Here is a 24388-nt window from a genome sequence, read left to right on the forward strand (position 1 = left end):
CCTCAGGGCTGTGGCCCCCTGAACACCTTCAGCTCTAGCAGAAGCCGCTGATTCTCCCTGAGCAGGTGGTCGCGCTGACCGGTAACCAGGTCGATGGGGCGAAAGCTCACGTTGTCAGGCTCCCGATCGTTCATGTTTGCTATGCGCTCAAGTGCTTTCGCGAGCGCCGCCTCTGCCGCGACTTTACCGGTGGCGAGCACGTCATTCATCTGCACCAGGCCACCTATATTGGCCCGAGCCTTGCGCAGCATGACCTGGGTCTGGATGAGTTCGTCCTCGAGCAGGGCGCACTGGTGCTTGTACATTTCCAGGGGCGTAGGGCAGCCAAGCCACGCTGAGGTGTCTTCGTCGATGTTCATGGTGGTGCGCTCAAGTGCTGTATGTGCGTACAGTGGTCGAGGTGTTGCGGATGTGGGAGTGGTGTTCGTCGGCAGGACGCCGGGAGGGGATGCAGCTCGTACCAATTTTTGTACCACTGACCGTGTAAAGCAGGTCAAAACCGGGTAATGCTGAGTAAGCAAGTACCCGATTTCATTGACTATTATTACTTTGCCTTACCCCTTCAGAATCACGGTGTAATTCTGTTCCAGGGACATGAAACTACCTGTGGGATTTTCGCAAAGCGCAAGGTTACGGTGGCGGACACATCGCTGCAAGCCTGACGAGGGCACTTGTTACTCGTCACGCCCTTCCATCATGGTGCGCTTGAGCATCACATACACCGCTCCCGCGCCGCCGTGGCGGGCCTGGCACGAGGTAAAGCCGAGTACCTGGGCGTGCTGGCGTAGCCAGGTGTTGACGTGGCTCTTGATCATGGGCCGCTTGCCGTCCAGCCGCACGGCCTTGCCATGGGTAACGCGCACGCAGCGGATTTCGAACTTGGTGGCTTCGGCCAGGAAGGACCACAGGGTTTCGCGGGCTTTTTCCACGGTCATGCCGTGCAGGTCGAGGCTGCCTTCGAAGGGGATCTGGCCGGCCTTGAGCTTGCGCATCTGGCTTTCCTGCACGCCGTCGCGGGTCCACATCAGCTCGTCTTCGGGGCCGACATCGATTACGAATTGGTCCGACAGGCCGTCCACGGTCGTGGCGTCGGTGCGCACGGTCGCGGCCTGGCGCAGCTTGGCGATGTGCGCCCGGTCGGCCTTGGGTTTGCCGGTATCGGCGCGATCGTGCTTGATCGGCTTGACGCCGCGCAGCTCGTTTTTGAACAGGGAAAAGTCGTCGTCGTGCATGTTGGCCTCCGCGAAGGGCGGGCAGTTTACCTAAATCGCGGCGGCCAGGGCGCAGGAAACGCTATCCAAGCGCCATCAGTCGTGCTTTTTCATCAGATGCGAAGCGATGTTCAGCGACAACGGCTGGCGCATTTTCCGACGGCTGCGCCGCCACAACCACACGCCCAGCCACAGCACCAACAGCCCGATCACCAACAGAATCGCCGAACCGCCAGGGCTGGCATTCAGCTCGCCAAGGGCCGGCGAGTGACCAAACAGACCGGCGCCACCAGCGCCAGCCAACAGCACACCAATAATCGCCAGCAGCGCGGCAATGCCGGCCACCAGGCGCAGACGCCAGTTGCTCGGGCCCTTGGGGCGCAAGCGACGAGCATCAAAACCATCGGATATCTTCATTCCGACCTTTCCTCCAGGGTATCGGCCCTTCGACCGGACAATACACAGGTTGTTCCGGGGGGAGGGGTAAATGCGCCAAATGAAAGGGCTCTGAGGATGAGCGGGGCAGTAAACACTGCCGCGCCGCTCATCAAAAGGTCGATCAGATCAGGTCTTTGGTCTGCGCGAGAGTGGCAAAGTTGTCGGCCATGATCGCCATTTCAGTCTGCTGCACATGCTCGGCGCTCAAGATGCCGCCTTTGTAAGGCAGGTCACGGGTGGTGCAGGCGTCTTCCACCAGGGTGCAGCGAAAGCCCAGGTTCTTGGCGGCACGCACGGTGGTGCTGACGCTGGAATGGCTCATGAAGCCGCAGACGATCAAGTCCAGAGGGCCGAGGTCTTGCAGGTGTTTTTCCAGGCCCGTGCCGTGAAAGGCACTGGGCAGCAGCTTGCCGATGATGGTTTCGTCGCCAAGAGGCTCGAGGCCGGGAATGAACTCGCCGCGCTCGCCCTGGGGGTCAAACAGGCCACCCACGGTGCCCAGATGGCGTACATGCACGATCGGTCGCCCGGCATTGCGTGCCGCTGCAACCAGTTGTTTGATGTTTTCGACAGCTGCGTCCATGCCCGAGAGGGCGAGTGGACCGCTGAGGTATTCCTTCTGGGCGTCGATGATCACGAGAGTCGCATGAGCAAGGTTCGCTGCTGCGTAACCACGACCGCTGAGTTGAAACATCGTCTTTGGAACGGACATTCTGGGGCTCCTGTGAGGGGGGCTTTTGCGACATTGTCCACTGGCTGAGCGGTTCTGTGAATCGCTACGATCGTAAGGTACGCCGTTGTTGACGTGCAGCGATGTCAATAGGTGGGCTTGGTTAACACAATGATGGCAATTTGGATGAATTCCGACGTGTGGCGACGGGTGTTCGTACATCGTCGGCAGGGGCTAAGGCTGTTAGAATCGCCAGTCGTTTTTTCCAGGAGCTTGCCCCCGTGACCACTTCTTCCCGCCTGCGCACCTTGCGCGACCATATCCGTTGGGCTGTCAGCCGTTTTCATGGGGAAGACCTGTTTTTTGGCCATGGCACCGACAATGCCTGGGATGATGCCCGGCAACTGGTGCTCGGCGCCTTGCACCTGCCATGGGAAATTGCCGACAGTTACCTGGATTGCAACCTGGAAGAAGAGGAAGTCGCGCACCTGCAACGGTTGCTGCACCGCCGGATCCACGAACGCGTGCCGACACCTTATCTGATTGGCGAGGCCTGGTTCTGTGGCATGTCATTTATCGTCGATGAGCGTGTGCTGATCCCGCGTTCGCCGATCGGCGAGCTGATTGAAAACCGCTTCGCGCCTTGGCTGGCCCAGCCACCGGCACGCATCCTAGACCTGTGCACCGGCTCCGGCTGCATCGGCATCGCCTGTGCCTACGAGTTCCAGGACGCCGAGGTGGTGCTGGGGGACTTGTCCTTCGAAGCCCTGGAAGTGGCTAACCAGAACATCGAGCGTCATGGCGTCGATGAGCGCGTGTATACCGTACAGGGCGACGGTTTCGACGGCCTGCCGGGCCAGCGCTTTGACTTGATCGTGTCCAACCCGCCGTACGTGGATGCCGAAGACTTTGCCGACATGCCTGACGAATACCAGCACGAGCCGGAGCTGGGCCTGGCGTGCGGCGATGATGGCTTGAATCTCGTGCGGCGTATGCTGGCCGAGGCGGCGGACCACTTGACCGAGAAGGGTTTGCTGATGGTTGAAGTGGGCAACAGCCAGGTCCACGTCGAAGCGCTGTACCCGGAAGTGGATTTTGCCTGGCTGGATTTCCAGCGCGGTGGGCATGGGGTGTTTATGTTGACGGCGGAGCAGTGCCGCCAGCATCAGGCAGTGTTTGTCGCCCGCGTTTAACCTAATCGCAAGATAGAAACGCGGTCAATGTGGGAGCTGGCTTGCCTGCGATAGCAGTGGAAACTGACACGCCGCTATCGCAGGCAAGCCAGCTCCCACATGTTTGACCGCATTTCAGCGGCTGTCAGCGGTGTGTCGCAATCCAGATCAACAACCCCGCCTGAAACACCGTAAACGCCACCAGGCACGTGATGGTAAAGCGCAACCCGCTGTCCTCACGCTTGAACTTGGTGACTTTTTCCTCTTCCTTGCGCAGCTTCACTTCGTGTTCCATCAGATTCTGCTCGGCCTGTTGCAGCATCTGCGCCGCTTCAAGAATCTCCACGAACTGCACCTTCTCGGTGTTCCAGCTGTCCAGCACGTCGCTGACCTTGCCCGGTTGCACATTGCCTTTGAGGTGCTGCACATCGGCGTAGGCCACATCAAAACCCTGGATGCGCAAGAAGTGATCGCGGCGCAGGCGTGTCGCTTCGTTCAATGCGTCCTTGTTGGACAGGTCCACGCCGTCGACGCGATAGTGCGACCACTTCTTCTTCGCCCACGCGGCGGCTTGGGCGACGAGGAAGCGGCCGATACCGCGGTTGGCCGGTTCGATTTCCAGGCTGTTGCCCGGGCCGAAATGCACGCGGTGCTTGTCGTGGTCGACCCAGATATCCAGGTGATTCTGCTCACGGCGCACGCGCTGGCCCGGCAGTTGGATGACCATGCGCAGCAGGCTGTGGTGCTTGTCATTGCGCTCGGCATAACCGAATTGCACGAACCGCAATGGCCGCACGCCCGTGGCCCGGTCGGTGGCCAAGGGGGCCAGGCGCAGCATCTTGAAATGCTCGGCCTGAACATCCGCCCATGGCAGGGTCGCCGCGTCGACGGCCTCGGTTTTTTCAGCCGGGGTTTCGGCGGTAGGTTCCGGTGTTGCTTCAGTAGTTGTCATGCGGCGCGATCCTGTCCAAGCCCAGCAAACCGACAGTCTGTTTACTGTCGACCCTGGGCTTATCGGCCGTTTTTTCCAAGACTGGAGGCAAATTGCCGCTTAATGGGGTTGAAGTCCGTCGATAAAGCGCACCAGACGACTGCCCAGCTCTGCGGCGAGGGGCAATTGCGGGTCGTTGTAGGAGGCCAATTGCTGTTTCACGTCGTTGGGCACGATGCGCATCACGTGGTTCATGCCCCCGATCACCGCAAGCTGAGCGTCTGGCTTGGCCTTTTTCAGTTGCTGGGCATCGCCCACTCCGACCTGGATGTCGTTGGTGCCCTGGATGATCAGCGCTGGCATGCGCAGCTTTGCGAAGGCGGCCGACGGGTCGGCGCGAAACAAACTGATCAGATACGGCTGCACACTGGGTCGGAAAATGCCTTCCAGTGGGCCAGGCACATCCATATCCACTTGGCCGGCCTTGAGGTGATCGAGGATTTGATTGCTGCGCAGCAGCAGGGCAGGCGGCAGGTGATCGGCCAACTGTTGGCGGATCACCTGATCAACCGGGCGTGCGCTGCCGGACAGGGAAATCACCCCGGCGGGGTCCAGTTGCGGCGCGGCGAGGGCTGCTACCAGGGCGCCTTCACTGTGGCCGAGCACAATCAGCGGGCCCATGCGTTTGTCGGCTTTGAGCAGTTTGCCCCAGGCCACGGCGTCCGCGACGTAAGCGTCCAGGGTCAGGTTGCGCTCATCCGGCGTGGCGGCCAGGCTGGCGGCCACGCCACGCTTGTCGTAGCGCACGCTGGCGATGTTATGCCGCGCCAGCACCCAGGCCAGGCGCTTGAGGCTGTCGTTGCGCGCCCCGTCGGCACTGTTGCCGTTGCGGTCGGTGGGGCCGGAGCCGGCAATGATCAGCACCACCGGTACTGGCTCGTCGGATTTGGGCAGTAGGAGTGAGCCAAACAGCTCGCCGCTACCGGTGTCCAGGCTTATGGGGCGTTGCAACACAATGGGAGAGGCGGCAAAGCCAAGGCTGGAAAACAGGGTGAGGGTCAACAGTAGAACTCGCAGCATCATCGCGCCATCATCAGAGAGGTGCCGGTTGGACCAAGGTCTACCGGTAAGGTTTCGAGGATGAACTAGTCGGTTGGCCTGCGTATACTGGCGGCCTTAAGTTATTACAGTTGACTTGATTCGACTGATTTCACGGAGCGCCCTGCATGTCCGGCAATACCTTCGGCAAGTTGTTCACTGTCACCACCGCGGGCGAAAGCCATGGCCCGGCGTTGGTCGCCATTGTCGACGGCTGCCCGCCTGGCCTCGAGCTGTCCGTGGCAGACCTGCAGCGTGACCTCGATCGTCGCAAACCCGGCACCAGCCGCCACACCACCCAGCGCCAGGAGCCCGACGAAGTCGAGATTCTTTCCGGCGTGTTCGAAGGGCGTACCACCGGCTGCTCCATCGGCTTGCTGATCCGCAACACCGACCAGAAGTCCAAGGACTACTCGGCGATCAAGGACCTGTTCCGCCCGGCCCACGCCGATTACACCTACCACCACAAATACGGCGAACGCGACTACCGTGGCGGTGGCCGCAGCTCGGCCCGCGAAACCGCCATGCGTGTGGCTGCCGGCGCCATTGCCAAGAAATACCTGGCGACCCAGGGCATCGTGATCCGCGGCTACATGAGCCAGTTGGGCCCGATTGAAACTCCGTTCAAGACCTGGGACAGCGTGGAAGAAAACGCTTTCTTCAGCCCCGACCCGGACAAGGTGCCGGAACTGGAAGCCTACATGGACCAGTTGCGCCGCGACCAGGATTCGGTCGGCGCCAAGATCACCGTGGTTGCCGAAGGCGTTAAACCGGGCCTGGGCGAACCGATCTTCGACCGCCTCGACGCCGAACTGGCCCACGCGCTGATGAGCATCAACGCCGTCAAAGGCGTGGAAATCGGCGCCGGCTTCGCGTGCGTGTCCCAGCGCGGCACCGAGCATCGCGACGAGCTGACCCCGCAAGGTTTTCTCAGCAACAACGCGGGCGGCATCCTCGGCGGTATATCCTCCGGCCAGCCGATCGTTGCGCACCTGGCGCTCAAGGCGACCTCAAGCATCACCACAGCGGGCCGTTCGATTGATGTGCACGGCAACCCGGTTGACGTGATCACCAAGGGCCGCCACGACCCCTGCGTCGGCATCCGCGCTACGCCGATTGCCGAAGCGATGATGGCCATCGTGTTGATGGACCACCTGCTGCGCAACCGGGGTCAAAATGCTGACGTCCACGTAACCACCCCGGTACTGGGCCAGCTGTGACAGTTGTAGTGAGCGAGCTTGTCGAATCGTCGCTCAGGGCTGCGAAGCAGCCCTCTATAACACTATGAACAAAGCCCTACCATACTGGCGCCTCTCCAGCTTCTACCTGTTCTACTTCGCCCTCCTGGGCGCCACCGCGCCGTTCCTGGCGCTGTATTTCAATCACCTCGGGTTCTCCAGCGCGCGCATCGGCGAGCTGGTAGCCATCCCCATGCTGATGCGCTGCGTGGCGCCCAACCTGTGGGGCTGGCTGGGTGACTACACCGGCCAGCGCCTGGCCATCGTGCGCGTTGGCGCGGTGTGCACCCTGGCGAGTTTTTCGCTGATCTTCGTCAGTCATACCTACGCCTGGCTGGCCCTGGTGATGGCGCTGCATGCGTTCTTCTGGCACGCAGTGCTGCCGCAGTTTGAAGTGATCACCCTCGCGCACCTGCGCAAAAAAACCTCTCGCTATAGCCAGATCCGCCTCTGGGGCTCCATTGGTTTTATCCTCACCGTGGTGATCATGGGTCGCCTGTTCGACTGGCTGAGCCTGGACATCTACCCGATGGTGGTTGTGGTGATCATGGCCGGCATCATCGGCGCCAGCCTGTGGGTGCCGAACGCGCAGCCGGCGACCCAGGGTAGTCGCCTGGCAGGCGAGGGGTTCCTGAAACAATTGCGCAGCCCGGGCGTCTTGGCGTTTTACGCCTGTGTGGCGTTGATGCAAATGAGCCACGGCCCGTACTACACCTTTCTCACCCTGCACCTCGAACACCTGGGTTACAGCCGCGGTGTGATCGGCCTGTTGTGGGCTTTGGGTGTCGTGGCGGAAGTGCTGATGTTCCTCGCCATGAGCCGTATCCTCTCGCGCTTTTCGGTACGCCGGGTATTGCTCGCCAGTTTCCTGCTGGCGGCACTGCGCTGGCTGCTGTTGGGTTCGTTTGCCGAGTTTTTCTGGGTGCTGTTGCTGGCGCAGGTGATGCACGCCGCCACCTTCGGCAGCTTTCACGCGGCAGCGATTGCCTTTGTGCAGCGCAGTTTTGGCGACAAACAACAAGGCCAGGGCCAGGCACTGTATGCCGCCCTGGCCGGTACCGGCGGTGCGCTGGGCGCGCTGTATTCGGGCTACAGTTGGAACCTGTTGGGGCCGACCCTAACCTTCAGCATCGCCAGCGTCGCCGCCCTGGCCGCCGCCGTTATCATCGGTCTTCGAATGCAAGAGCAGAACCAAGGAACCCTTCAATGAGCTACGTCGCTGTCTACTCCGCCGCTACACCGGACACTCCGAACAAGGTCTTGACCCATTTCGATGACATCGCCGCGACTCTGGCCGAGCATGGCGTGCGCTTTGACCGCTGGCAGCCGAGCCCGATTGAGCAGGGCGCCAGCGATGCCGAACTGATCGCGGCGTATCAGACGCAGATCGATGCTCTCGGCTACGGCTCTGTAGAAGTGCTGCGCGTTACCGGCGATCACGCGCAAAAATCTGAACGGCGTGCACAGTTTTTGGACGAGCGCCGTTACAGTGAAGACGATGGGCGTTTTTTCATTGCTGGCCAGGGCCTGTTCGCCCTGCACATTGGCGACTACGTGTACGCCGTGCGTTGTGAGAAAAACGACCTGCTGGTGATTCCCGCCGGTATTGCGCACTGGTTTGACATGGGTGAGAACCCGCACTTCGTAGCGTTGCGGTTGTTCAATACGGCGAAAGGGTGGGTACCTGAATTCACAGGTGACGATATTGCCCGGCGCTTTCCCGGTTTGGACGATTAATTACGGCCTATCAGAAACTTCAATCCCCGTATGGTGGAAGTTTCTGTGGGAAGAAACTTAACCTTCTGTAGGGGCTTGCTGTTTATTTTCGGGCCTGCGCCTTAATACCATTCCTTATGTAACTCTCTCTGGTATTAGCGTTTATATCACCTGTCAATAGGAGGAATCCGAAGGGTGATAGGACGTCGACCAATAAAATGGAGAGAACGCAATGAGAGGCCCGAGGGAATCGTTTCTACCGCCGTATTCGGTACCCAATGCTGCCAGGCGACGCATTAACCTGGCGGGCAAGTCGCTGACCCCGACAGAATTGGAAATATTGCGCTGGGCCTCGGAAGGCAAGACTGTGTGGGAGATCAGTAAGATACGCGCCACGTCAGAAGCCACGGTAAAATTCCACTTGCGCAATATCTACGGCAAGTTGGAAGTGACCAACCGCGTGCAGGCAATGAATGAGGCCGCGCGTCAGGGGCTTTGCTGAAGGCATAAAAAAGGGCCGCGACACTCAACAGTGTCGCGGCCCTTTGCTTTGTCTGAGCCTTAAGCCGAGTGGTACGTCGGCAGGGCAAAGCGGTTTTGGCTCTGCAGCATCGAAATCTGCGGCAGGTCGCTGGCTTGTTCGGCGAGGTCGCGGCGAATGGCGCTGATCACCCAGGTCAATTGGTCGGCAGTGTGCAACTGCTGGTAGGAGATCGAGCGTTTCACCTGTTTGCCTTCGCTGTTACGCAGGGTCAACAGGATGCCGCCGTCAGGACGTGGCTGAGTGGTGACGTCGTAGTTGGAGAATACTGAAGCGAATTTATCTTGGATCAGGCTCATGTCTATCAGCTCCGTTGGCTCAAGTTGGCAAGCATGGAGTGATAGGTGCAGTGATTGTGCCAGCTACTGATTTATAAAAATATCGTTATAAATCAGTTATTTGCGAAAAATCAGGAATTTCAGTTTCGTGCAATTTGCATGAATGGCCATCATGCATCCTGCATTTTGCGTTGTTCCTCAGGCCTGAACAGGCCCCCATCAGTTTTAAAGACTGCCTCTGCGTCGCTAAATTCCATTTTTCCGCGGTCGCTCATCGGGATACAAAACTTTTCAAATCCTGCGTGTACAGCCGAAGAGGGGCTGACGTACTTTCCTGCAAGGTTTACGAAGAATAAGAAAAAGGACGTTCCCATGAGCCATCCGCAAAACGACATGATCACTTGGGGCATGATGCTGCGTAAGGTGCCTGCCATTGTTTGTGCGCTCCCCCGCGTGGTACGCGGCATGCGTGCCGCCAATGTCACAGACCCCCAGCAACCCTGCGGCCTGGGCTGGCACTTTGAACAAGCCGCCTTGCGTAACCCGGATGGCGCCGCCTTGTTGTACGCCGACCGCGTCCTCAGCTACACCGAAGCCAACCAACACGCCAACCGCATTGCCCATCATCTGCAGGCCCATGGCATCGGCAAGGGTGATGTAGTCGCGATGTTTATCGAAAACCGTCCCGAACTGCTGCTTAACGTGTTGGCCGTGGCCAAGCTGGGCGGCATCTGCGCCATGCTCAATACGGCGCAAACCCAAGCGGCGCTGGTGCACAGCCTTAACCTGGTGAACCCCGTGGCGATTGTGGTGGGGGCAGAATTGGTGGCCGCCTACGAAGTCGTGCGTAATGAGGTGGCGATCGAGGCAAAACGCACGTGGTTCGTCGCCGAGCAACACGGCGGCACCGTGCCGCAAGGTTACATCGACCTGATCGCTGCCAGCGCCGAGCGCCCGGCGACTAACCCGGCCAGCACTGCGCAGGTTTTCTTCAACGATCCCTGCTTTTATATCTACACCTCCGGCACCACGGGCTTGCCCAAGGCCGGCATCATGAAGCACGGCCGCTGGACCAAGACCGCCGTCAGCTTCGGCTGCATTGCCTTGGACATGGGCCCGGACGACGTCCTTTATTGCACGCTGCCGCTCTATCACGCCACCGGCCTGTGCGTGTGCTGGGGCTCGGCGATTGTCGGAGCGTCGGGGTTTGCCATCCGGCGTAAATTCAGTGCCAGCCAGTTCTGGGACGACGCGCGTAGATTCAAGGCGACCACCCTCGGTTATGTCGGTGAATTGTGCCGTTACCTGCTCGACCAGCCAGCCAGCGAAAACGATGGTGATCACCGCGTGACCAAGATGGTCGGCAATGGCCTGCGTCCTGGCGTGTGGGAGCAGTTCAAGGCGCGTTACGGCGTCGATCATGTGTGCGAGTTGTATGCCGCCAGCGACGGCAATATCGGCTTCACCAACGTCTTGAATTTCGACAATACCGTCGGCTTTTGCCTGCAGCACTGGGCGCTGGTGGACTACACCCACGATACGGGTGAGCCCCTACGCGGCAGCGATGGTTTCATGCACAAAGTGAAGACAGGTGGGCAGGGATTATTGCTGGCCAGGATCGATGAAAAGTCGCCTTATGATGGCTACACCGACCCGGAAAAGAACCGAAAGGTGGTCCTCACCGATGTATTCGAGAAGGGCGACCGCTACTTCAATACCGGCGATCTGGTGCGCAGCATTGGCTTTGGCCATGCGCAATTCGTCGACCGTATGGGGGATACCTATCGCTGGAAGGGCGAAAACGTCTCCACCACTGAAGTTGAGAATGTCCTGTTGCAACATCCGCAGATCGCCGAGGTCGTGGCCTATGGTGTGGAAATCGAAAACACCAACGGCCGTGCCGGCATGGTTGCCATCACCCCGAGCGAGTCCCTGGCCGCCCTGGACATGCGCGAGTTGCTGCAGTTCGCCCATGACCAGTTGCCGCACTATGCGGTGCCGTTGTTCCTGCGGGTCAAGGTGAAGATGGAAACCACCGGCACCTTCAAATACCAGAAGGTGCGGCTCAAGCAGGAGGCGTTCGACCCGGACAAGGCAGGCAATGATCCGGTCTACGCCTGGCTGCCGGGTTCGGACTGCTATGTACCGGTGACGGGGCCATTGTTGGCGCAGATCCAGGCCGGCCACTTCCGTTATTAACCGTAGCGTTATTGATTCTGCCTATGGCGCCTTTTGACAAAAAAGCCATGACAGGTGGGAACTCCCTCGCGACACTGGCGCCTATTCAGTATCAGGACAAGGAGCCCCACATGTCAGATCAACCCAAACAAATGACCGATGATGAAGCCGCCGAATTTGCCGAGCAGGTCTTTGACGTCGCCCGCAAAGGCGACGCCGCTATGCTCGCCGCGCTTCTGGCCAAAGGCTTGCCACCCAATTTTCGTAACCATAACGGCGACACCCTGTTGATGCTCGCGGCGTACCACGGCCATGCCGAGGCGGTAAAAGTCCTGCTGGAGTTCAAGGCTGACCCGCTGATCGCCAATGACAAAAACCAGTTGCCGATCGCCGGGGCTGCGTTCAAGGGCACCTTGCCGGTAGTACAGGCGCTGATCGAAGGTGGCGCGCCAGTGGATGCCTCCTCCTCGGACGGCCGTACCGCCTTGATGATGGCGGCAATGTTCAACCGCGTGGAGATGGTCGACTACCTGCTCGGCCAGGGCGCCAACCCCAAGGCGACTGATGCCCAGGGCGCGACGGCGTTGGCGGCGGCGCAGACCATGGGCGCCGTGGATACGGCGGCGCAGTTGCAGAAACTGGTGTAGGCTACGCGCCCTCAAAAACCAGCCCGCTACAGGACCATGCCCATGAAAACCGCCCTCGTCGAACTCATCAGCAAAATCAGCGCCGGCGTCATGGGCGAGGACGAAGTGGCGCGTATCGCCGATGAAGCGGCCCAGGCCTACGCGGACCCGGCGGCGTTTTTGGCGGCCAACCCGGATATCAACTACGACGATACCTTCCCGATTCCTTTGGGTGAATGGATCGTCGTCGGCAGCCTGCCGGACACCGTGTTGTTCCAGGCCGACACCTACGGCGACCTGTTCGCACAGATCGTCGCTTCGTTCGGCCCAGGCGTGGCGTTCAACCTCAAGCCCAAGCAACTGGCCAAGACCGAAGACCTGACTGCACTGAACCGCATCCAGATCCAGATGAGTGCCCTCAGCCCGGAAGATGGCGGCTACGTGTTGCTCAACTTCAGCCAACTGTTGGACGACGAGATCCAGGCCGTGCTGGTCTACGGCAACGACCTGCCGCGTGTGCTGGCGTTGTGCGCCGAAGTCGGTATCAAGGGCGAGCCGTCCCTGGAAGCGCTGAAGATCGCTGTGCACGTCTGAAATAGAACGGAACCCCGGCCAGTGCTGACTATCCTACAAGTGCATGCCCTCACTTAGGAGCGACACCATGGGTTCGACTTTCAATGGCCTGATCGGGCTGATCATCCTGGCGCTGGATATCTGGGCGATCATCAATGTGTTCAAAAGCGGTGCCAGCACGGGCGCCAAGGTGCTGTGGATTTTGCTGATCCTGTTGTTGCCGGTGCTGGGCTTGATCATTTGGGCAATCGCCGGGCCGCGTGGCAACGTGCGGATATGACTGTAAAACTGCCCACTCAACATTGAGTGGCTGTAGTCAATGTGGGAGGGGGGCAATCCCCCTCCCACATTTCTTTGTGTCGAAATATTCGCTACACAGAATTTTCACACAGCCTTCCGGACAATTCCCTTCGTTCTATTTCCTTGTAGGACGGCTCTGTCGCCGGCCGGCGAAAGCCCGACAAAGAAGTGTTTTTCCTCAGTAATCAATAGCGTTGATGGCATTCATCGGGCACCATTTGCGCCAACGCGCTTACCCCCCCGTTCCTACACGCTTGGGCGTGGGCAGGATGCCGCAGCAATATTTCGCAACTTAAACTTCCAATGGGTCCTCAAACGACATGGCAAACCCGGACGCCCTGAATCAGCAGCGAGCTTCAAGTCGCCTGCTGCAACCGACCGTCAAATCCCATCTGGCATACACGCTGCTCTGCGCACTGGTCATGATGGTGATGTTCTCCCTGCTGCGCCTGGCGCTGCTGGTGTACAACCGCGAGATGATCCTCGACACGCCGGCCTCGACCTTCCTTGAAGCGTTCGCCAACGGCCTGCGCCTGGACCTGCGCCTGGTGGTTTACCTGATCATCCCATTGCTGCTGGCGTTGTTCAGCGTACGGGCGATGGCTGCTCGCGGGTTCTTCCGTTTCTGGCTGACCGTGGCGTCCAGCATCGCCCTGTTCCTGGGCCTGATGGAAATGGACTTCTATCGCGAGTTCCACCAGCGCCTCAACGGCCTGGTGTTCCAGTACGTGAAGGAAGACCCGAAAACCGTGATGAGCATGCTCTGGTACGGTTTCCCGGTGGTGCGTTACCTGCTGGCCTGGGCCGTGGGCACGCTGATCCTGAGCATCGCCTTCAAAGGCGCCGACCGTGCAACGCGCCCACGCGGGCCGTTCAGCGGTGGCAGCATCGGCACTCGCCAAGTAGCGCCGTGGTACACGCGTATTGCGGTGTTCGTGGTCTGCCTGTTGGTCGCTGTCATCGCCGCGCGTGGCACCCTGCGCCAAGGCGCGCCACTGCGTTGGGGTGACGTCTACACCACCGACTCGAACTTCGCCAACCAACTGGGCCTGAATGGCACGTTGTCGCTGGTCGGCGCGGCCAAGGCACGGTTCTCCGAGCATCGTGACAACACTTGGAAGGCGACGCTGGAACAGCCGTTGGCGACCCAGACTGTGCGCGACATGCTGGTGCTGCCGACGGAAAAACTGGTGGATACCGACACCGCCGCCGTGCGCCGCGAGTTCACCCCACCGGCAGAGAAAACCCTGCCGATCAAGAACGTCGTCGTGATCCTGATGGAAAGCTTCGCCGGTCACTCGGTCGGCGCCCTGGGTCGTCCGGGTAACATCACGCCGTACTTCGACAAACTGTCCAAGGAAGGCCTGTTGTTCGACCGCTTCTTCTCCAACGGCACTCACACTCACCAGGGGATGTTCGCCACCATGGCGTGTTTCCCCAACCTGCCGGCGTTCGAATACCTGATGCAGACCCCGGAAGGCAGCCACAAGCTGTCGGGCCTGCCGCAGTTGCTCAGCGCACGCAAGTTTGACGACGTGTATGTCTACAACGGTGACTTCGCCTGGGATAACCAATCGGGCTTCTTCAGCAACCAGGGCATGACCCACTTCATTGGTCGCAACGACTTCGTCGACCCGGTGTTCTCCGACCCGACCTGGGGCGTGTCCGATCAGGACATGTTCAACCGTGGCCTGGAAGAGCTGAAAGCCCGCGAAGGCGGCAAGCCGTTCTATGCCTTGCTGCAAACCTTGTCCAACCACACGCCGTATGCCTTGCCGACGCCATTGCCGGTCGAGAAGGTCACGGGTCGTGGCAGCCTCGACGAGCATTTGACGGCGATGCGCTACTCCGACTGGGCGTTGGGCCAGTTCTTTGAAAAGGCGCGTAAGGAGCCGTATTTCAAGGAAACCTTGTTCGTGATTGTCGGCGACCACGGCTTTGGCAACGAACAGCAGATCACCGAAATGGACCTGGGTCGCTTTAACGTGCCGATGCTGATGATCGCACCGGGCATACAGGAGAAGTTCGGCGAGCGTGACCACACCGTGGGCACCCAGATCGACATCGTGCCGACCATCATGGGCCGCCTGGGTGGCGAAACCTTGCACCAGTGCTGGGGGCGCGACCTGCTGAACCTGCCGGAAGGCGATAAAGGCTTCGGCGTGATCAAACCGTCGGGCAGCGATCAGACAGTGGCGCTGGTTACCGGCGATCGCATTCTGGTGTTGCCGAAGGAAATGCCACCCAAGCTCTGGGAATATGAGCTGGGCGCCAACCCGACCGGTAAAGTGATTCCTGAATCGCCGGACGAGGGGGCATTGAGGCAGAAACTTGAGTCGTTCCTACAGACGGCGACCAAGAGCCTGTTGGATAACACCGCTGGTGTGGCTGACGGCAAGCCGGACTAATTAACCGGCAATAAAAAAGAGGCCTTTTTCAAGGCCTCTTTTTTTGCTGTTTTTTTGCTACCAGGACTTTATATCCGGCCAAGCAACATCAACACCAGCAGCACTACCAATACCACCCCGAGGATACCCGACGGGCCGTAACCCCAGTTACGCGAGTGAGGGAACACTGGCAGACCACCGACCAGCAGGAGGATCAGGATAATGATCAGAATGAGGCTCATGGTTTTTTCCTTATTGGCTTTCTGCAAAGACCGGTTATTTAACGATAGGCCCGACAGCTAACTTACGGACGCCTTAACAACTCCGACTATTGCCCCTCGCGAAAAATTCAGTATTTTTTAAAGCATTTCGTGCACTCGCTTATTTCTTTTAATGCGTTCGCAAATCCACTTTGCTAGTTGAAAAATATTGAACTTAGGCAATAGGAAAATATCCGACCCAGCCGCCGGTTTGCCAAGGGCATTCATCACTCTGATGGTGGGTGGGTGTGGGGAAAACCTTCGCTACACTGCCGGTCACTTCTTCCGTGAACCACAAGGCTACCTCCTATGCAAAATCGCATGATGATCACTGGCGCCGGGTCTGGCCTGGGTCGCGAAATCGCTCTGCGCTGGGCCCGCGAAGGTTGGCAATTGGCCTTGTCTGACGTCAGCGAGCCGGGCTTGCAGGAAACCCTCAAGCGCGTGCGCGAGGCGGGCGGCGACGGTTTTGTGCAACGCTGTGACGTGCGCGATTACAGCCAGCTCACCGCATTTGCCCAGGCTTGCGAGGTGAAACTGGGTGGCATCGATGTGATCGTCAACAATGCAGGCGTGGCTTCGGGTGGGTTCTTCGCCGAACTGTCCCTGGAAGACTGGGACTGGCAAATAGCAATCAACCTGATGGGCGTGGTCAAGGGCTGCAAGGCGTTCCTGCCCCTGCTGGAAAAGAGCAAGGGCCGCATCATCAACATCGCGTCTATGGCGGCATTGATGCAGGGCCCGGCCATGAGCAACTACAACGTGGCCAAGGCCGGCGTGGTGGCGCTGTCGGAAAGTCTGCTGGTGGAGCTAAAGCAGCAGGAAGTCGGCGTGCACGTGGTCTGCCCGTCGTTCTTCCAGACCAACCTGCTCGACTCGTTCCGCGGGCCGACCCCGGCGATGAAGGCCCAAGTGGGCAAACTGCTTGAGAGCTCGCCGATTTCGGCGGCAGACATTGCCGATTACATTTATGAGCGCGTCGCAGCAGGCGAATTCATGATCCTGCCCCATGAGCAAGGGCGGATGGCGTGGGCGTTGAAGCAGAAGAACCCGCAGTTGCTCTATGACGAGATGACGACCATGGCCGACAAGATGCGTGCCAAAGCGCAGGCGGTTAAAGGCTGATCAGGTGGCAGTCTGTCAGGCAAGTTACCTGCGTATGTAGGGAGTGCCTGATTTCACCGCAAGGCATTGATGGCCCCACAGCCAGCGCGCATGGTCGAGGTCCTGTCATTCTAAAAGGACAACCGCCATGCTGGTCTTAAGCCGCGCCGTAGGCGAAGTCATCTCCATTGGCGATGACATCGCCGTACACATCCTCGAGTTGAACGGTAACCAGGTGAAGTTCGGTGTTGCAGCGCCGGCCGGGGTGCATGTTCATCGCGCGGAGGTGTACCAGAAAATCCTCGAACGCCAAGCCGCTGAGCTGCACGCGGCCCCCAACCCTTAGCGCATTTTCAGTCGAATAGATGCTTGGGCACGTCGTGCTTGAGCATCAACTGGCATTGTTCGCTCTCGGGGTCGAACACGATCAGCGCCTGGCCCTTGGTCAGCGCCTGGCGCACGCGCAATACGCGGGTCTCCAGGGGCGTGTCGTCGCCATTGTCGGTGCCGTCACGGGTGACGAAGTCTTCGATGAGGCGGGTCAGGGTGTCGACTTCAAGAGCGTCGTAGGGAATCAGCATACAAGCCTCGGGTGATGGATCCCGGCGATGCTACTGCGCCGGGACCGGAGTTGCCAGTCTCAGGGCTTGTTGCCCACCAGGCTCTCCACCGATGGCACCCGCGTGTCGCTCTCCATTTGTGCATCGTGTTCAATCTGATGACTGAACCGATCCAGTGAACCCTGGGCCGGTTGTGCGTCGCTGGCGAATACGGGCGGGCTGAGAATATACGCGCCCAGCAGGCGGCTCAGCGCCGCGAGGCTATCGATATGGGTGCGTTCGTAGCCGTGAGTCGCGTCGCAGCCAAACGCCAGCAACGCGGTGCGGATATCATGGCCGGCGGTCACGGCCGAGTGTGCATCGCTGAAGTAGTAGCGGAACAGGTCGCGGCGCACCGGCAACTCGTTGTCAGACGCCAGGCGCAGCAAATGCCGCGACAGGTGATAGTCATATGGCCCACCCGAATCCTGCATCGCCACGCTCACCGCATGTTCACTGGAATGCTGGCCGGGGGCGACGGGGGCAATATCGATGCCGACGAACTCACTGACATCCCAGGGCAGGGCGGCCGCTGCGCCGCTGCCGGTCTCCTCGGTAATAGTGAAGAGTGGGTGGCAGTCGATCAGCAACGGCTCGCCGCTGTCGACAATCGCCTTGAGCGCGGCGAGCAGGGCAGCGACGCCAGCCTTGTCGTCAAGGTGTCGGGCGCTGATGTGCCCACTTTCGGTAAATTCGGGCAGCGGGTCGAAGGCCACGTAGTCACCGATGCCGACCCCCAGGGAATCGCAATCGGCGCGGGTCGCGCAGTAGGCGTCCAGGCGCAGCTCCACGTGGTCCCAGCTCACCGGCATTTCGTCCACGGCGGTGTTGAACGCGTGCCCGGAGGCCATCAACGGCAGCACGCTGCCACGGATCACACCGTTATCGGTAAACAGGCTGACGCGGCTGCCTTCGGCAAATCGGCTCGACCAGCAGCCCACCGGCGCCAGGCTCAGGCGGCCGTTGTCCTTGATCGCGCGTACGGCGGCACCGATGGTGTCCAAGTGTGCGGACACCGCACGGTCTGGGCTGTTCTTCTGGCCCTTGAGGGTGGCGCGAATAGTGCCGCGCCGCGTCATTTCAAACGGAATGCCCAGTTCTTCCAGGCGCTCGGCGACGTAGCGCACGATGGTGTCGGTAAACCCTGTGGGGCTGGGGATGGCGAGCATTTCCAGCAGCACTTTTTGCAGGTAAGCGAGATCCGGTTCGGGGATGGTTTGGGGCATAAAGGGGTCCTTTAGTTGCAAGCTATTAGCTGCAAGCTGCAAGCTGCAAGTTCGGTGTGGTGTAAGGCTGTTGATTTCGCTTGAAGCTTGAAGCTAAAAGCTTGCCGCTTGCCGCTACCCACTATACGGAAACAACAAATCGACAAATTTTTCAGCAGTGGGTTGCGGCTCATGATTGGCCAGGCCGGCGCGTTCGTTGGCTTCGATAAACACGTACTCGGGTTGATCGGCGGCAGGCACCATCAGGTCCAGGCCCACCATGGGAATATCCAGGGCGCGCGCAGCGCGCACGGCGGCGTCCACCAGCGTGGGGTGCAGGATCGCGGTGACGTCTTCCAGGCAACCCCCCGTGTGCAGGTTGGCGGTGCGGCGCACGGCCAGGGTCTGGCCGCGAGGCAGGATGCTGCTGTAGTCGTAGCCGGCGGCTGTCAAGGTGCGCTCGGTTTCGGCGTCGACCGGGATTTTGCTTTCACCGTCGGTGGCGGCCTGGCGGCGGCGGCTCTGGGCTTCTATCAAGGCGCCGATGGAATGCTGACCGTCGCCAGTCACTTCGGCTGGGCGTCGGATTGCAGCGGCGACAACTTCGAAACCAATCACCAGGATGCGCAGGTCCAGGCCTTCGTGAAAGCTTTCCAACAATACCCGACTGTCAAACTGCCGCGCCGCTTCAATCGCCTGCTGCACGTCTTCGATGCTTTGCAAATCCACCGCTACACCATGGCCTTGCTCGCCATTCAGCGGCTTGACCACGACGCGCAGGTGTTCGTCGAGGAACTCCAGGTTGTCATCGGCGCTGCCCGCGAGTTGTTGCGACGGCACGTTCAGCCCTGCGGCTTTCAGGGTTTTATGCGTCAGGCTTTTATCCTGACACAGCGTCATGCTGACGGCGGTGGTCAGGTCGCTCAGGGATTCACGGCAGCGCACACGGCGGCCGCCATGACTCAAGGTGAACATGCCCGCGTCAGCGTCATCCACCTGCACATCAATACCTCGGCGGTGGGCCTCCTCCACGATGATTCGTGCATAAGGGTTGAACCCCGCCTGCGGGCCGGGGCCGAGAAACAAAGGCTGGTTGATGCCATTCTTACGCTTGATCGCAAAGGTGGTCAGCGCGCGAAAACCGAGCTTGGCGTAAAGGTTCTTGGCTTGGCGATTATCGTGCAGCACCGACAAATCCAGATAGCTCAAGCCACGGCTCATGAAGTGTTCCACCAGATGGCGCACCAGCACCTCACCCACACCGGGGCGCGTGCATTGCGGGTCAACCGCCAGGCACCACAGACTGCAACCGTTTTCCGGGTCGTGAAAGGCTTTTTGGTGATTGAGGCCCATCACGCTGCCGATCACCGCGCCGCTGTCTTCATCCTCTGCCAGCCAATACACCGGGCCACCTTGATGTCGCGGCGTGAGGCGTTCGGTGTCGACAGGCAACATGCCGCGCCCTTGATAGAGCCGGTTCACCGCCAGCCAATCCGCCTCGCTCTGCACGCGGCGAATACGGAAGCCACGAAACACTCGAGTCGCTGGGCGATAGTCGCTGAACCAAAGGCGCAACGTGTCGGATGGATCAAGAAACAACTGCTGGGGATCGATCCCCAGAATTTGCTGGGGGGCCGCCACATACAGGGCGATGTCTCGCTCGCCAGGCTGCTCATTGAGCAACTCCAGGGCGAGGCTGGCAGGGTCGGGAAAGGTATGGCCGATCAACAGCCGACCCCAACCGCAATGCACGGCAATCGGTTCGGCGGCCAAGGGGCTGCCGTCTTCAGCCAGGCGGGCTTGCAGGCGCTCGTAGGTTGGCGCCTGGCCCTTCAGCAAGCGTTGGCTGTAAGCCGCTGCAAGAGGTTTCATCAATCAGATTCCTTGTTCGCTGAGCCACAGGTTCAGCGCCGCCAGTTGCCACAGCTTGGAGCCGCGCAACGGCGTCAGTTGGCCCTGCGGGTCGGTGAGCAGGCGGTCTAGCATGGCCGGGTTGAACAGGCCGCGATCCTGGCTGGGGTCCAGCAGCAGTTCACGGACCCAGTTCAGGGTATCGCCTTGCAAATGCTTGAGGCCCGGCACTGGAAAGTAGCCCTTCTTACGGTCAATGACTTCGCTTGGGATGACACGGCGCGCGGCTTCTTTGAGGACCTGCTTGCCGCCATCAGGCAACTTGAACTTGCCAGGTACACGGGCCGACAGCTCCACCAGGCGGTAGTCCAGGAACGGTGTACGCGCCTCCAGGCCCCAGGCCATGGTCATGTTATCGACGCGTTTGACCGGGTCGTCCACCAGCATCACTGTGCTGTCCAGACGCAGTGCCTTGTCCACGGCGGCATCGGCGCCTGGCATGGCGAAATGCTCGCGTACAAAGTCACCGGCGGCGTCGTTGGCCGTCAGCCATTTCGGCGCGACGGTGGCGGCGTAATCTTCGTAGCTGCGGTCGAAAAACGCATCGCGATACGCCGCATAAGGATCGCTGGCGCCATCCACCTGCGGGTACCAGTGGTAACCGGCGAAGAGCTCGTCGGCGCCCTGGCCGCTCTGCACCACCTTGCAATGCTTGGCCACTTCCCGCGACAGCAGGTAGAAGGCGATGCAGTCATGGCTGACCATTGGCTCGCTCATGGCGCGAAATGCCGCCGGCAGTTGCTCGATGATCTCGCTTTCAGCAATGCGCAATTGGTGGTGACGGGTGCCGTAGTGCTTGGCGATCAGGTCGGAGTACTGGAACTCGTTGCCAGCCTCGCCGCCCGCGTCTTCAAAACCGATGGAGAAGGTCGACAGGTCTTGCACGCCGACTTCGCGCAGCAGGCCGACGAGCATGCTCGAATCGACACCGCCGGACAGCAGCACGCCGACATCCACGGCGGCACGTTGGCGGATGGCCACGGCTTCGCGGGTGCTGTCGAGCACGCGATCAGTCCAGTCTTCCAGGCTGAGGTTTTTCTCGTCCTCATGCGGACCGTAGGGCAGGGTCCACCAGGTTTTCTGCTCGGTCTTGCCGTTGGCTTCGACACGCATCCAGCTCGCCGGTGGCAGTTTTTCAATGCCTGCCAGCAGGGTACGCGGTGCAGGCACCACAGCGTGAAAGTTCAAGTAGTGGTTGAGCGCCACCGGATCAAGGATCGGGTTGATATCGCCGCCCTTGAGCAGCGCAGGCAATGCCGAGGCAAAGCGCAAGCGCTGGCCGGTGCGCGACAGGTACAACGGTTTTACGCCGAGACGGTCACGTGCGATAAACAAACGCTGGGCATCGCGCTCCCAGATGGCGAAGGCAAACATGCCGTTGAGCTTGGGCAGCAGCGCTTCGCCCCAGGCGTGGTAGCCCTTGAGCAGCACTTCGGTGTCGCCGCCGGAATAGAAGGCGTAGCCCAAGGCTTCCAGCTCTTTGCGCAATTCCGGGAAGTTATAGATCGCACCGTTGAAGGCCAGGCTCAGGCCGAGGTGTGAATCGACCATGGGTTGGGCCGAGCCGTCCGACAAGTCCATGATCTTCAGGCGTCTGTGGCCCAGGGCAATCGGCCCTTGGGCATGGAAGCCCCAGGCATCCGGGCCACGTGGGGCCAAGTGATGGGTGATGCGCTCAATGGCCGCCAAGTCGGCAGGTTGGGCATCGAAACGTAATTCTCCAGCTAATCCGCACATAAATTCCTTACCGGTTTTTCCGTTGGGGAGGGGTCAATACTCAATACGCCCTGAGGGCGCGTACCCAGAAACTGACCCAGTGCTATCCGTAGAGTTTTAGACCGATAAGTTATAAGGCAAATAGGCGCACTGGCGTTAACGCCCTCGTTTGCGCTGATTACGGTGTCTTTGTTTTACCTCGAATCAATGCCCGCAAGGCAAATCGGTTGGGGTGGCAAGCTTCGGCCACATTGGCCGGTATGGGCAGCGGTTCGTCACTCAGCCAGGCGGCGATCAGTTCGCCGCACAGTGGCGCCGTGATCAGCCCGCGTGAACCATGGCCGCTATTGATGTACACCCCCGGTAGCCACGGGCACGGCGTATCCGGGACTTGCCGGGCGTCTTTGCCGAGCACGGCATACACGCTTTGAAACACCGTACCATCCGCCAGCGGTCCGACAATCGGCAGGTAATCAGGGCTGGTGCAGCGGAATGCGGCACGCCCCTCCAGCTGTTCCGGGGCCAGTTGTTCTCCGCCCAGGCGCTGCAGCAGGTCTTCGGAAATCTCGCGCAGCATCTCCAGGTTGCCAGCATGTTCGGCAGCGGTGGCCGTGAGGTCGTCGTTGGTGAAGTCGAAGCTGGCGCCAAGCGTGTGTTCACCCAGCCGGGCGGGTGCGACGTAACCTTCGGCGCAGACCACCGTGGTCAGCGCCTCACTGGCCGAGGTTTGCGCCAGGCGGCTGATCTGCCCACGAATCCGCTTGAGCGGCAAGTCGGCGCTGAACGCGAACCGCTTGATTTCAGCAGCGCCCGCCAGCACCACCACCGAGGCGCTCGCCAGTACGCAATCGCCGTTGCGGGCTTGCCACTGGCCATCGACCCGGTGCAGCTCAACGGCCTCGTTGTGTGTGAGGACCTCAATCAACGGATGTGCCGCCTGCCACTGGCACAGCGCCGGCGGGTGCACCCAACCGCCTTCGGGGAAAAACAGGCCGCCCTGGGCCAGGCTGATCCCGGCGCGTTGTTGGGCCTGATCGCGGTCCAGCAGGTGCAGCAGATCCGGGGCGAACGCGTCGGCGAGTTGCACCTGGCGCTGGCTTTCCTTGGCATCAAACGCTAGTTGCAGCACGCCGCAGCCGTCCCAGTCGACACCACGCTGCAAGTGCTCCAACAGCCGTCGGGTGTGGCCGAACCCGCTGAGGATCAGTTGCGACAAGGCCGTGCCATGTGCGGACAGTTTGAGATACAGCACGCCTTGGGGGTTGCCCGACGCTTCCTGCGCCAACGCCGCGTGGCGCTCCAGCAGGCTGACGCGCCAGCCTCGCGCCGCGAGGCTGGCGGCGGTGGCGCAACCGGCCAGGCCGCCGCCGATGACCATGGCATGGCGTTCACCGTCGAGGGCAGGCGGGCGGGCGAACCAGGGTTTGGCTGACGTTGGGCGCGGCGTGTCATGGGGCCAGCCAAGGTACTCGCCGCGCAGGATCTCCCACTTGTGGCCGATGCCTGGCGTGCGCTTCATCTTGAACCCGGCCGCGTTGATCAACCGTCGCACCCAGCCGGTGCTGGTAAAGGTACTGATGGTTGAGCCGGGTGCCGCCAGGCGCGCCAGTTCGGCAAACAGCTCGGCGGTCCACATGTCCGGGTTTTTCGCCGGGGCGAAGCCGTCGAGAAACCACGCGTCGATCTGCGCATCCAGTTGTGGCAATTGTTCCAGGGCATCGCCGATCAACAGGGTCAGGGTCACGCGGCCGTTATCCAGCACCAGCCGCTGGAAGCCTTGATGGACAGCGATGTACTGCGCCAGCAGTTGCTCGGCGAAGGGCTGCAGTTCGGGCCAGAGGGCGAGGGCGCGTTGCAGGTCGGCGTGGCTCAGCGGATACTTTTCCACGCTGAGAAAATGCAGGTGCGCGCCGGCAACCGCGTGCTGTTCGAACAGTTGCCAGGCACACAGGAAATTCAACCCGGTGCCGAAGCCGGTTTCACCAATCACCAGCCGCCCACCCGCCGGGAGGGCCGCGAAGCGTTCCTGCAAACGGTTCTGTTCGAGGAATACATAGCGGGTTTCTTCAAGGCCCGACTTGTCGGAAAAGTACACATCGTCAAACGCCCGCGAGTGCGGGCGACCTTGATCATCCCAGTCGAGCTGGGCGTGGGTGATGGGGGTCATGGACGGCTCATAAAAAAGCAGGCAAAGGCAAGGTGGCCATTCTAGCTGATCAACAAGCTTTGAATTGAC

The 24388-nt window shown here is 60.4% G+C and carries 25 protein-coding genes; 12 read left to right on the forward strand and 13 right to left on the reverse strand.

Going from position 1 to position 24388, the window contains the following annotated elements; translation table 11 throughout:
* Nucleotides 1-2 precede the first annotated feature (2 nt).
* From AACY30_RS04455 to AACY30_RS04470, 4 genes are all read right to left on the reverse strand, one after another.
* Nucleotides 3-359 (reverse strand): hypothetical protein, encoded by a 357-nt coding sequence (locus AACY30_RS04455; RefSeq protein WP_339468247.1) that lies wholly within the window; start codon nucleotides 357-359, stop codon nucleotides 3-5.
* Nucleotides 360-674: 315 nt separating this feature from the next.
* Nucleotides 675-1232 (reverse strand): Smr/MutS family protein, encoded by a 558-nt coding sequence (locus AACY30_RS04460; RefSeq protein ID WP_339539849.1) that lies wholly within the window; start codon nucleotides 1230-1232, stop codon nucleotides 675-677.
* A 75-nt stretch (nucleotides 1233-1307) separates the two neighbouring features.
* On the reverse strand, nucleotides 1308-1628 hold the full coding sequence (locus tag AACY30_RS04465) for a hypothetical protein (RefSeq protein ID WP_065873331.1): 321 nt from the start codon (nucleotides 1626-1628) through the stop codon (nucleotides 1308-1310).
* A gap of 142 nt (nucleotides 1629-1770) precedes the next feature.
* Entirely contained in the window at nucleotides 1771-2361 is a 591-nt protein-coding gene (locus AACY30_RS04470) for a cysteine hydrolase family protein (protein WP_339416501.1), read from the reverse strand.
* A gap of 239 nt (nucleotides 2362-2600) precedes the next feature.
* On the opposite strand from AACY30_RS04470, the gene prmB reads away from it, so the two are divergent.
* Nucleotides 2601-3512, forward strand: coding sequence for a 50S ribosomal protein L3 N(5)-glutamine methyltransferase (gene prmB, locus AACY30_RS04475; RefSeq protein WP_339468250.1), 912 nt, complete (start codon nucleotides 2601-2603; stop codon nucleotides 3510-3512).
* A gap of 124 nt (nucleotides 3513-3636) precedes the next feature.
* On the opposite strand, the gene AACY30_RS04480 is transcribed toward prmB, so the two are convergent.
* A complete protein-coding gene (locus AACY30_RS04480; protein WP_339539851.1) occupies nucleotides 3637-4443 on the reverse strand; it encodes a hypothetical protein in 807 nt (268 codons plus the stop codon).
* 99 nt (nucleotides 4444-4542) lie between these two features.
* Nucleotides 4543-5505 carry an alpha/beta hydrolase gene (locus tag AACY30_RS04485; RefSeq protein WP_339416496.1) on the reverse strand — a complete coding sequence of 321 codons (963 nt, stop codon included), beginning with the start codon at nucleotides 5503-5505 and terminating at the stop codon, nucleotides 4543-4545.
* A 143-nt stretch (nucleotides 5506-5648) separates the two neighbouring features.
* Here AACY30_RS04485 and aroC point away from each other — a divergent pair, with 143 nt between their 5' ends.
* The 4 genes from aroC (at nucleotide 5649) to AACY30_RS04505 (ending at nucleotide 8976) form a co-directional block, all read left to right on the forward strand.
* Complete coding sequence (gene aroC, locus AACY30_RS04490; RefSeq protein ID WP_339468252.1) at nucleotides 5649-6740, forward strand: chorismate synthase; 1092 nt, start codon at nucleotides 5649-5651, stop codon at nucleotides 6738-6740.
* A gap of 64 nt (nucleotides 6741-6804) precedes the next feature.
* Nucleotides 6805-7968, forward strand: a complete 1164-nt coding sequence (locus tag AACY30_RS04495; protein ID WP_339539854.1) for an MFS transporter — start codon at nucleotides 6805-6807, stop codon at nucleotides 7966-7968.
* On the forward strand, nucleotides 7965-8495 hold the full coding sequence (locus AACY30_RS04500; protein ID WP_339468254.1) for a 1,2-dihydroxy-3-keto-5-methylthiopentene dioxygenase: 531 nt from the start codon (nucleotides 7965-7967) through the stop codon (nucleotides 8493-8495). Before AACY30_RS04495 ends, AACY30_RS04500 begins: the two co-directional genes overlap by 4 nt.
* A gap of 211 nt (nucleotides 8496-8706) precedes the next feature.
* On the forward strand, nucleotides 8707-8976 hold the full coding sequence (locus AACY30_RS04505; RefSeq protein WP_339416489.1) for a response regulator transcription factor: 270 nt from the start codon (nucleotides 8707-8709) through the stop codon (nucleotides 8974-8976).
* Between the two features lie 59 nt (nucleotides 8977-9035).
* Here the strand turns inward: AACY30_RS04505 and AACY30_RS04510 are convergent, their stop codons facing one another.
* Nucleotides 9036-9314 carry a DUF3509 domain-containing protein gene (locus AACY30_RS04510; protein ID WP_010208870.1) on the reverse strand — a complete coding sequence of 93 codons (279 nt, stop codon included), beginning with the start codon at nucleotides 9312-9314 and terminating at the stop codon, nucleotides 9036-9038.
* A 351-nt stretch (nucleotides 9315-9665) separates the two neighbouring features.
* Here AACY30_RS04510 and AACY30_RS04515 point away from each other — a divergent pair, with 351 nt between their 5' ends.
* The 5 genes from AACY30_RS04515 to AACY30_RS04535 all read left to right on the forward strand — a co-directional run bounded on the left by AACY30_RS04515 (nucleotide 9666) and on the right by AACY30_RS04535 (nucleotide 15378).
* Nucleotides 9666-11492: a long-chain-acyl-CoA synthetase gene (locus AACY30_RS04515; RefSeq protein ID WP_339468255.1), complete on the forward strand. Its 1827-nt coding sequence runs from the start codon at nucleotides 9666-9668 to the stop codon at nucleotides 11490-11492.
* 110 nt (nucleotides 11493-11602) lie between these two features.
* On the forward strand, nucleotides 11603-12118 hold the full coding sequence (locus AACY30_RS04520; RefSeq protein ID WP_339539856.1) for an ankyrin repeat domain-containing protein: 516 nt from the start codon (nucleotides 11603-11605) through the stop codon (nucleotides 12116-12118).
* A gap of 42 nt (nucleotides 12119-12160) precedes the next feature.
* Complete coding sequence (locus AACY30_RS04525; RefSeq protein ID WP_314561447.1) at nucleotides 12161-12691, forward strand: hypothetical protein; 531 nt, start codon at nucleotides 12161-12163, stop codon at nucleotides 12689-12691.
* A gap of 67 nt (nucleotides 12692-12758) precedes the next feature.
* Nucleotides 12759-12950: a PLDc N-terminal domain-containing protein gene (locus tag AACY30_RS04530; protein WP_003172956.1), complete on the forward strand. Its 192-nt coding sequence runs from the start codon at nucleotides 12759-12761 to the stop codon at nucleotides 12948-12950.
* 340 nt (nucleotides 12951-13290) lie between these two features.
* On the forward strand, nucleotides 13291-15378 hold the full coding sequence (locus AACY30_RS04535) for an LTA synthase family protein (protein ID WP_339468258.1): 2088 nt from the start codon (nucleotides 13291-13293) through the stop codon (nucleotides 15376-15378).
* Between the two features lie 68 nt (nucleotides 15379-15446).
* Here the strand turns inward: AACY30_RS04535 and AACY30_RS04540 are convergent, their stop codons facing one another.
* A complete protein-coding gene (locus tag AACY30_RS04540; protein ID WP_065873322.1) occupies nucleotides 15447-15599 on the reverse strand; it encodes a DUF3309 family protein in 153 nt (50 codons plus the stop codon).
* 327 nt (nucleotides 15600-15926) lie between these two features.
* On the opposite strand from AACY30_RS04540, the gene AACY30_RS04545 reads away from it, so the two are divergent.
* Together AACY30_RS04545 and csrA are read left to right on the forward strand one after the other, a co-directional pair.
* Nucleotides 15927-16742, forward strand: coding sequence for an SDR family oxidoreductase (locus AACY30_RS04545; protein WP_339539858.1), 816 nt, complete (start codon nucleotides 15927-15929; stop codon nucleotides 16740-16742).
* A 127-nt stretch (nucleotides 16743-16869) separates the two neighbouring features.
* Nucleotides 16870-17067 carry a carbon storage regulator CsrA gene (gene csrA / locus AACY30_RS04550; RefSeq protein WP_049712242.1) on the forward strand — a complete coding sequence of 66 codons (198 nt, stop codon included), beginning with the start codon at nucleotides 16870-16872 and terminating at the stop codon, nucleotides 17065-17067.
* Between the two features lie 7 nt (nucleotides 17068-17074).
* On the opposite strand, the gene AACY30_RS04555 is transcribed toward csrA, so the two are convergent.
* From AACY30_RS04555 to mnmC, 5 genes are all read right to left on the reverse strand, one after another.
* Nucleotides 17075-17302 carry a YheU family protein gene (locus AACY30_RS04555; protein WP_003192759.1) on the reverse strand — a complete coding sequence of 76 codons (228 nt, stop codon included), beginning with the start codon at nucleotides 17300-17302 and terminating at the stop codon, nucleotides 17075-17077.
* Nucleotides 17303-17361: 59 nt separating this feature from the next.
* A complete protein-coding gene (locus AACY30_RS04560; protein ID WP_339416483.1) occupies nucleotides 17362-18546 on the reverse strand; it encodes an osmoprotectant NAGGN system M42 family peptidase in 1185 nt (394 codons plus the stop codon).
* A 114-nt stretch (nucleotides 18547-18660) separates the two neighbouring features.
* Nucleotides 18661-20397, reverse strand: coding sequence for an N-acetylglutaminylglutamine synthetase (gene ngg / locus AACY30_RS04565; RefSeq protein WP_339539861.1), 1737 nt, complete (start codon nucleotides 20395-20397; stop codon nucleotides 18661-18663).
* A gap of 3 nt (nucleotides 20398-20400) precedes the next feature.
* The gene (locus AACY30_RS04570; RefSeq protein WP_339416481.1) at nucleotides 20401-22173 is read right to left on the reverse strand and encodes an N-acetylglutaminylglutamine amidotransferase; all 1773 of its coding nucleotides are present in this window, start codon (nucleotides 22171-22173) and stop codon (nucleotides 20401-20403) included.
* A 157-nt stretch (nucleotides 22174-22330) separates the two neighbouring features.
* Entirely contained in the window at nucleotides 22331-24319 is a 1989-nt protein-coding gene (gene mnmC, locus AACY30_RS04575; protein ID WP_339468263.1) for a bifunctional tRNA (5-methylaminomethyl-2-thiouridine)(34)-methyltransferase MnmD/FAD-dependent 5-carboxymethylaminomethyl-2-thiouridine(34) oxidoreductase MnmC, read from the reverse strand.
* Between the last annotated feature and the right edge of the window lie 69 nt (nucleotides 24320-24388).

It is taken from the genome of Pseudomonas sp. RA_5y_Pfl1_P24 (assembly GCF_963970945.1).
GTDB classification, from domain to species: Bacteria; Pseudomonadota; Gammaproteobacteria; order Pseudomonadales; family Pseudomonadaceae; genus Aquipseudomonas; species Aquipseudomonas tritici.